Origin of the sequence: Anaeromyxobacter sp. SG64 (assembly GCF_022690745.1) — a bacterium.
Classification (GTDB): Bacteria; Myxococcota; Myxococcia; order Myxococcales; family Anaeromyxobacteraceae; genus Anaeromyxobacter; species Anaeromyxobacter soli.
The window spans coordinates 1-7765 of the sequence record NZ_JALCZB010000145.1 but is presented as its reverse complement, the minus strand read 5'-3'; the positions used below and the strand labels follow the sequence as shown (position 1 = coordinate 7765).

The 7765-nt window shown below is 77.1% G+C and carries 4 protein-coding genes; 3 read left to right on the top strand and 1 reads right to left on the bottom strand.

Going from position 1 to position 7765, the window contains the following annotated elements; all coding sequences use genetic code 11:
• The 3 genes from MNZ29_RS22895 to MNZ29_RS22885 form a co-directional block, all read left to right on the top strand.
• Positions 1–4784: carboxyl transferase domain-containing protein (locus MNZ29_RS22895; RefSeq protein ID WP_242356915.1), on the top strand; the 4784-nt coding region annotated here is incomplete at its 5' end.
• A gap of 294 nt (positions 4785–5078) precedes the next feature.
• Positions 5079–5999 (top strand): hypothetical protein, encoded by a 921-nt coding sequence (locus tag MNZ29_RS22890; RefSeq protein WP_242356913.1) that lies wholly within the window; start codon positions 5079–5081, stop codon positions 5997–5999.
• A gap of 14 nt (positions 6000–6013) precedes the next feature.
• Positions 6014–6616 carry a hypothetical protein gene (locus tag MNZ29_RS22885; RefSeq protein ID WP_242356912.1) on the top strand — a complete coding sequence of 201 codons (603 nt, stop codon included), beginning with the start codon at positions 6014–6016 and terminating at the stop codon, positions 6614–6616.
• Positions 6617–6791: 175 nt separating this feature from the next.
• Here MNZ29_RS22885 and MNZ29_RS25085 read toward each other — a convergent pair whose 3' ends face one another.
• Positions 6792–7628 carry a PfkB family carbohydrate kinase gene (locus MNZ29_RS25085; protein WP_242356910.1) on the bottom strand — a complete coding sequence of 279 codons (837 nt, stop codon included), beginning with the start codon at positions 7626–7628 and terminating at the stop codon, positions 6792–6794.
• Between the last annotated feature and the right edge of the window lie 137 nt (positions 7629–7765).

Below are 7765 nucleotides of genomic sequence, written 5' to 3'. Positions count from 1 at the left end.
GCATCGGGGACGCGTCGCTCCGCACCGGCGGGACGACGCCGCTCGTCGAGTCGCCGCCCGCCGGCCTCCCGCCGGACGTCGCGGAGCGCGCGCTCGCCCTCGCCGAGCGCGCCGCGGTCGAGGCGGGCTGGGTGGGCCTGTGCGCGGTGGAGCTCGCGGTGGACGCGGCGGGGCGGATGGCGTTCTCCGGGATCGACGCGCGCGCGCACTCCGCGCCCGCCGTCGAGGAGGCCACGGGGATGGACCTCGTCCGCCTCGCCCTGCGCCTCGCGGCGGGCGAGGACCTCGACGGGGCGCCCGCCGGGGCGCGCCACGGCCACGCGCTCGCCGCCCGCGTCGTGGCGGCCGGCGCAGCCGCCGGACGGCTGGAGGTGCTCCGGCTCGCGGCGGGTCCCGGGGTGCGCGCGGAGCCCGCGCTCGACGAGGGCGACGAGGCGCCCGCCGGGTCGGTGATCGCGACGGTGATCGCCCGCGGCGACGACCGCGCGGAGGCGCTCGAGCGCCTCGAGCAGGCGCTCGAGGGGAGCGACGTCCTCCTGCACCGCGCGGCGCCCTCGACCGCGTGGCTCCGGGCGCTCTGCGCGCGCCCGGAGGTCCGCGCCGGACGCGCCGGCGCCGGGCTCCTCGATGCGCTCGCCGCGTCCGGAGAGCCCGCCCTCCCCCAGCGCCCGGAGGTCGCCGTCGTCGCCGCCGCCATCGAGGCGTACGACGCCGAGCTCGACCTCGAGCGGGCGCGCTTCGTCGCCGAGGCGCGCCGCGGTCGCCCGCGCGTGGGCCCGTCGTCGGGCCGCGGCGTGGAGCTTCGCCACGCGGGGCGCCGCCACCGGCTCGAGGTCCGGCAGATCGGCCCCGGCGCCTACCGCGTCGCCCCCGCCGGCGGCGCGCCGCTGGAGCTCGGCGTCGAGCACCTCGGCGCGCACGAGCGGCGGCTCACGTGGAGCGGCGGGCGCGCGCGGCTGCTCGTCGCGTCCGACGGGCTCCGCCAGCTCGTGCAGGTGGACGGGGTGCCGCACGTCGTCCGGCGCGATCCCGCCGGCGTCGTCGCCTCGCCCATGCCCGCGGTGGTGGTGGCGATCCCGGTCGCGCCCGGCCAGCGCGTCGCGGCGGGCGAGCCGGTGGCGCGCATCGAGTCGATGAAGGTGGAGATGGCCGTGCCCGCGCCGTACGCGGGGACGATCCGCGAGGTGCTCACCGTCGCGAACGCCCAGGTCGATCCCGGCGCGCCGCTCCTCCGGATCGACCCCGAGGGCGAGGCCGCCCCCGAGCCTGCCGCCGCGCCGCTCACGCTGGGGGGCCCCGCGCCGACGGAGCCGGCGGGCGACGCGGAGCGCTACCTCGGCGCGCTCGCCGAGCTGCAGCGGCTCGTCCTCGGGTTCGACGTGACCGCCGCGGAGGCGCGGCGGCTCGCCTCCGGCTGGCGCGAGCTGTCCCTCGCGGCCCCGCACGGCGCCGCCGCCACGCTCCGGGCCGAGTCGGCCGTCGTCGCGGCCTTCGCCGACGTGCAGTCGCTCTACGGGCGGGCGCGCCCCGGCGCGGATCCCTCCGCGGCGCCGCCGCTCGAAGCGCTCTGGCGTTACCTCCACGAGCCGGAGGCGCGGGGAGAGGGGCTCGGCGAGACCTTCGTCGGCGCGCTCCGCCGCGCCCTCGCGCACTACGGCCTGTCGCTCGACGTCCCCGGCCGCGCGCTCGAGGTGGCGCTGCTCCGCATGCAGAAGGCCTACGAGCGCGCCGAGGCCCAGCTCGCGCCGGTGCTCGCCATCCTGGAGCGCTGGCTGGCGGCGCCCGAGGCGCCCGCCGCGGTCGCCCCGCGCGAGCAGCTCGACCGGCTGGCGGCGGTCGGCCAGGAGCGCTTCCCCGCGCTCGCCGACCTCGCGCGCGAGGTCCGCTACCGCCGCCACGACCAGCCGCGCCTCGACCGGGTGCGCGCGGAGATGACCGCGCAGGCCGAGGCCGACCTCGAACGGCTCGCCTCGGAGGCGGGGGCGGCGCGCGAGGCGCTCGTCGAGCGGATCGTGCAGTGTCCGCAGTCCATCGCGACGATGGTGGTCTCGCGGATGGCGGAGGCGGCGCCGCCGCTCCGCTCGCGGCTCGTCGAGACCCTCCTCCGCCGCTACTACCGCGACCGCGCGCTCGGCCCGGTCGAGGTGGGCGAGGTCGAGGGGCTCGCGTGCGCGTGGTCGGACTACACGCTCGAGGGGCAGGCGTTCCGCGTGATCGCCGCCTTCTCGCACCCCGGAGAGATCGACCAGGCGGTCCGGCGTCTCGCCCGGCTCGCGGCGGAGGTCCCCGGGGACCGCGCGGTCGCGGTCGAGCTCTACGTCTGGCACGACGCGCCCATCGACGGCCCCGACGCGCTCGCGGAGCGGCTCCGCCTCGCGCTCGCGGAGGCGGCCTTCACGCGCCCGCTGCGCCGCGCCTCGTTCCTCCTCGCCATCCCCGGGCGCGGCCTGGGACGCCAGGCGAGCCAGGAGCACTTCACCTTCCGCGGCGGGCCGTCCGAGTGGACCGAGGACCGCCGCCACCGCGGCGTCCACCCGATGCTCTTCAAGCGGATGCAGCTCGGGCGGCTCGCGCGGTTCGAGCTCGAGCGCCTCCCCTCGGTCGAGGACGTGTACCTCTACCGCGGCGTCTCCCGCGACAACCCCAGGGACGAGCGGCTCTTCGCGGTCGCGGAGGTGCGTGCCATCGCCCCGGTGCGCGACGGCTCCGGGCGCGTGGTGCAGATGCCCCACGTCGAGCGGATGCTCCACGAGGCGCTCGCCGGCATGCGGCGCTTCCAGGCGCGCCGCGCGCCGGGGCAGCGGCTCGAGTGGAACCGCGTGCTCCTCACGGTCGGCCCGCCCCTGCCGCTCACGCCGGCCGAGATCCGCGGCCTCGCCGCGCGGATGGCGCCCGCCGCGGCGGGGCTCGGGCTCGAGATGGCGCTCATCGACGCGCGGCTCCCCGATCCGGCGACGGGCGCGATGAAGCGGACGCTGCTGCGCTTCGTCGCGGACGACCGGGGGGGCGTGTCGATCCGCTGGGACGAGCCCACCGATCGGCCGCTGGAGCCGATGACCGAGTACGAGCAGCGCGTCGTCCAGCTCCGCCGGCGCGGGCTCACCCACCCGTTCGAGATCGTGAAGCTGCTCGCGCCGTCGCGCGGCACCCAGGCGGCGGTCCCGCCGGGCGAGTTCGTCGAGCACGATCTCGACGCCGCCGGCGCGCTCGTCCCGGTCACGCGGCCGCCCGGCGCGAACCCGTCGAACGTAGTGGTCGGGACGGTGCGCAGCTTCACGGATCGTCACCCCGAGGGGATGCTGCGCGTGGTCCTGCTCGGCGACCCGAGCAGGGCGATGGGCTCGCTCGCCGAGCCCGAGTGCGCCCGCATCGAGGCGGCCCTCGCCCTCGCCGAGCGGCTCCAGGTCCCGCTCGAGTGGTTCGCGGTCTCCGCGGGCGCGAAGATCTCGATGGAGAGCGGCACGGAGAACATGGACTGGATCTCGCGCGTGCTGCGCCGGATCGTCGAGTTCACCCAGCGCGGGGGCGAGCTCAACGTCGTCGTCGTCGGCATCAACGTCGGCGCCCAGCCCTACTGGAACGCCGAGGCGACGATGCTCATGCACACCCGGGGCATCCTGGTGATGACGCCCGGGTCCGCCATGGTCCTCACCGGGAAGGAGGCGCTCGAGTACTCCGGGAGCGTCTCGGCCGAGGACAACATGGGCATCGGCGGCTACGACCGGATCATGGGGCCGAACGGCCAGGCGCAGTACCGGGCCGGCAGCGTGGCGGAGGCCGTCGGGATCCTCATGCGGCACTACGCGCACACCTACGTCGTCCCGGGCGAGCGCGCCCCGCGCCGCGCCGCGACCTCCGACCCGGTGGAACGCGACGTGCGCTCGTACCCGCACGGACCGGAGGGCGGCGCCGGGTTCGAGACGGTGGGCGACGTCTTCAGCCTCGAGAAGAACCCGGACCGCAAGAAGCCGTTCGACATCCGGCGCGTGATGGCGGCCTGCGTGGACCAGGATCACGCCCCGCTCGAGCGCTGGCGCGACCTGCGCGGGGGCGACACCGCCGTGGTCTGGGACGCGCACCTCGGCGGCTTCCCGGTCTGCCTCCTCGGCATCGAGTCCCGCCCGCTCCCGCGCCTCGAGTTCGTCCCCGCGGACGGGCCCGAGCTCTGGTCGGCCGGGACGCTCTTCCCGCAGTCGTCCAAGAAGATCGCCCGGGCGCTCAACGCGGCGAGCGGCAACCGCCCCGTGGTGGTGCTCGCGAACCTCTCCGGCTTCGACGGCTCCCCCGAGTCGATGCGGCGCCTGCAGCTCGAGCACGGCGCGGAGATCGGCCGCGCGGTGGTGAACTTCCGCGGGCCCATCGTCTTCTGCGTCGTGTCCCGCTACCACGGCGGCGCGTTCGTGGTGTTCTCCAAGGCGCTCCGCGAGGACATGGAGGTCGTCGCGGTGGAGGGCGCGCGGGCGTCCGTGATCGGCGGCGCCCCCGCGGCGGCGGTCGTGTTCGCGCGAGAGGTCGAGTCCCGCACGCGCAAGGACCCGCGAGTCGCGGAGGCGGAGAAGGCGGCCGCCGCGGGCGGGGCGGCGCTGCTCCGGCGCTCGGAGGTGACGGCCGCGGTGCGCGCCGAGAAGGTCGGCGAGGTCGCCGAGGAGTTCGACGCGATCCACACCGTCGAGCGCGCGCTCCGCGTCGGATCGCTCGATCGGATCATCGCCCCGGCGGAGCTGCGGCCCTACCTCGTCGGAGCGGTCGAGCGGGGCATCGCGCGCCTCGCGGGCGGCCGCTGAGCGGGCTGCCCAGCGGGTGCTCGCTCGCTCCCCCTCCGAAGCGGCGCTCCGACGCCGCGACCACCACGTCGAGCTTGCGCCAGAGGCGGTTGGCCCCGCGGATTGGGGGCCGCTCGTGGCTCGAGGGAACGAGCGTGCCCACCTGCTCCCGTCCGTTGCCCTGCCCGCGGCAGGAGACTTCCCACCGCTCGGCCGCTCGACGTGCCGGCGTGCGCCCGAACCTACCTTCGCCTACCGGCATGGCACGTGAAACGAGCCTCCGCCGACTCCCTTCCCCGGAGCGAGGAGATCCCAGTGAGACCACCCTGCAGGTGGGCCGGGGTCGCGGCGATGATGCTCGCGGCCCCGCTGGCCCGCGCACACGAGCTCGTGTGCGAGAAGACCGTCAACGGAGCCGCCGTCGTCGAGGTCGACTCCTATCCCGCGACCCTCACGTTCCAGGCGACCGTCCGGAACGTGCACCCCACCGACGTCTCCATCGTCGCGTGGATCAGCGATCGGTTCATGGACCCGGCCCGGCAGGAGCTCGACCTCGCGCTCCCCGTCGGCGGATCGCAGACCTTCGAGTACGGGCTCACCATCGACTCGTACGAGGAGTGCGTCGCCCTCGCCGGGGAGGCCGGCATGTCCTGCTCGACCACCGGTGGCTGCGCGCGGCTCGACAACCGCTTCGCGGCGGGGTGGGAGCACGGCGAGGCGCAGTGCACCGCGCGGGTGGTGTGCAAGCCGCCCGAGGTGCCGCCTCCGCCCCCGCCGAGCGGCGTCACCCGGACGCTCGGCTTCTGGAAGACGCACGTCGACGCGGCGACGGCATGCATCGCCGGCGGCCCCATCGACCTCGGGTTCACCACGATCGACACGCTCGAGGAGCTCCTCGGGCTGCTCTGGGCCAGCCCGGCGCGGTACGTGTCCGGCGAGCCGCGCGACGCGCTCGCGCGCTTCCGCATCCTGCTCGCCCACCAGACCGCGGCCGCCATCTGCAACGGGCGCGCGTTCGGGACGTCCTCGCCGCTCGTGGCCGACGCCGTGACGGCGCTCGGCGGAACGGCGTGCGGCGACATCAAGGGGCTCATCGACGACCTGGCCGCCTTCAACACGCAGGGCGACGCGCTGCCGTTCCCCGACGGCTTCGCCGTCGGCCCGGCCCAGCCCGTCGACGCCCGCGCCCTCGGCGTCGACCCGACCTCGCCCACCGGCGAGACCTGCAGCCCGTGAAGGAGGAACAGACCATGATCCGAACGCTCGAGACTGGCCTCCTCCTCCTCTCCCTCGCCGCGATCGCCTGCGGCGGCACGAGCCCCAAGGGCAAGACCGGACCTGCCGGATCTCCCGGCGAGCCGGCGATCGAGACCCCGATCACGCCCCCGCCCGACGACTCCGTGGGCGCGACCGATCCGACGACGTCCCTCGAGCCTCAGCTCGCGACGCTGCGGCTCCTCGGCGTCGCGAACCCCGGCTTCGACGCGGTCGTCCTCGACCTCGCGGCGGTCTCCGTCGAGGTGGACGGCGCGCCGCTCGCCATCGACCTGAGCCGCGTCACCACCATGGACCTGACGCGCGCCGACCACGCCTGGGACCTCGGCACGTTCACCCTGCCCGCGCCGGGGAAAGTGGCGCACGTGCGCATCGTCCTCGACGACGTCGGAGCGTGGGAGGAGAGCGGCGCTGCGGGCGCGCTCGACGCCTGCGGCCTCCCGATCGAGTTCGACGCGCCGGCGGAGTGGCTCGCGCTGCGCGGCCACGCGGTCGTGCACCTCGACCTCGGCCGCTCCGTCCTGAAGGTCGGCGCGGAGGACGCGATCCTGCTGCCGCAGCTGCAGGTCCGTTACTGAGCGGAGAGGGGGCCGCGGCGCCCGCCCCGTCCGGCGGGGCCGGCGGCCCGAGACGGGACGTGGACCGGCCCAAGCCCCGCGCGGGGGGGGGGGGGGGGCCGGGGGGGGGGGGGGGGGCGCGGGGGGGGGGGGGGGGGGGCGCCCCCCCCCCCCGATTCCGTCTCGTCGACGTCCCTCAGCGCGGATCCTCGAGCGGGAGCTGCCCCGTCCGCGGATCGAGCCCACCCAGCACCGCCGCGCCGTGGAGCCCCGCGCGCCGGCAGGCCTCCGCGAGCGGCACGCCCGCGGCGAGGAAGAACGTCAGCGCCGCGGCGAAGCTGTCCCCCGCCCCGTACGCGCCCCCGCCCCGCGGCGGCGAGGGCGGCGCCTCGAAGACCTCGAGCCCCTCCTCCGTCTCGATGCGGCCCCCGCGCGCGCCGTCGGTGAGCACGAGCGCCACGGGCGGCACCGCGTGGTCCGCGCGCCGGCTCGCCTCCCGCGGATCGCGGACGCTGCCGACCACCGCGTCCGCGCGCACGCCCGAGGCGGCGAGCGCGGGCCGGCGCCGGGCGGCGACGACGAGCACCCGCGCGGCGCGCGCGGCCCGGAGGGCCGCGGGGTCCTGCGCCGTGAAGTAGGCGGCGTCGAAGCCCGCCAGCGCGCCCCACGGCAGCGGGTCCTCGGCGCGGGGATGCAGGGGCTCGCCCACCACCAGGATGGTGCGCTCGCCGGCCGGATCGACCATGGCGATCGCGCGGGTGTGCGGCTCCGCCCGGCGGACCGCGTGGACGTGCGCGCCGCTCGCCGCGAGCTCGGCCGCGACGGCGTCACCCGCGGCGTCGTCGCCGATCGCCGTGAAGAGGTGCAGCTCCGCGGGGCTCCGCACGAGCTGCCAGAACGCGACCCCGCCTCCGCCCCCCGGGAACCAGCGCGGTCCGTCGAGGTGGACGATGTCGCCCGCCGCCGGGACGGCGGGGACACGGCCGATGGTGACGTGCTCGACGTGCCCGATGACGGCGATCCGGAGGCTCACGCGGGCGGTTGTAGCGCGGAGGGGGCGGCCCGCGCACCGGTCCCTTCCTCAGCGCGGCCCGCGCCGCTTCGCGCCCGGCGCGCTCCGCCGGGGCGGGGCGGCTTCCCGCGCGCGCTCGTAGCGGCGCGGGACCTCCG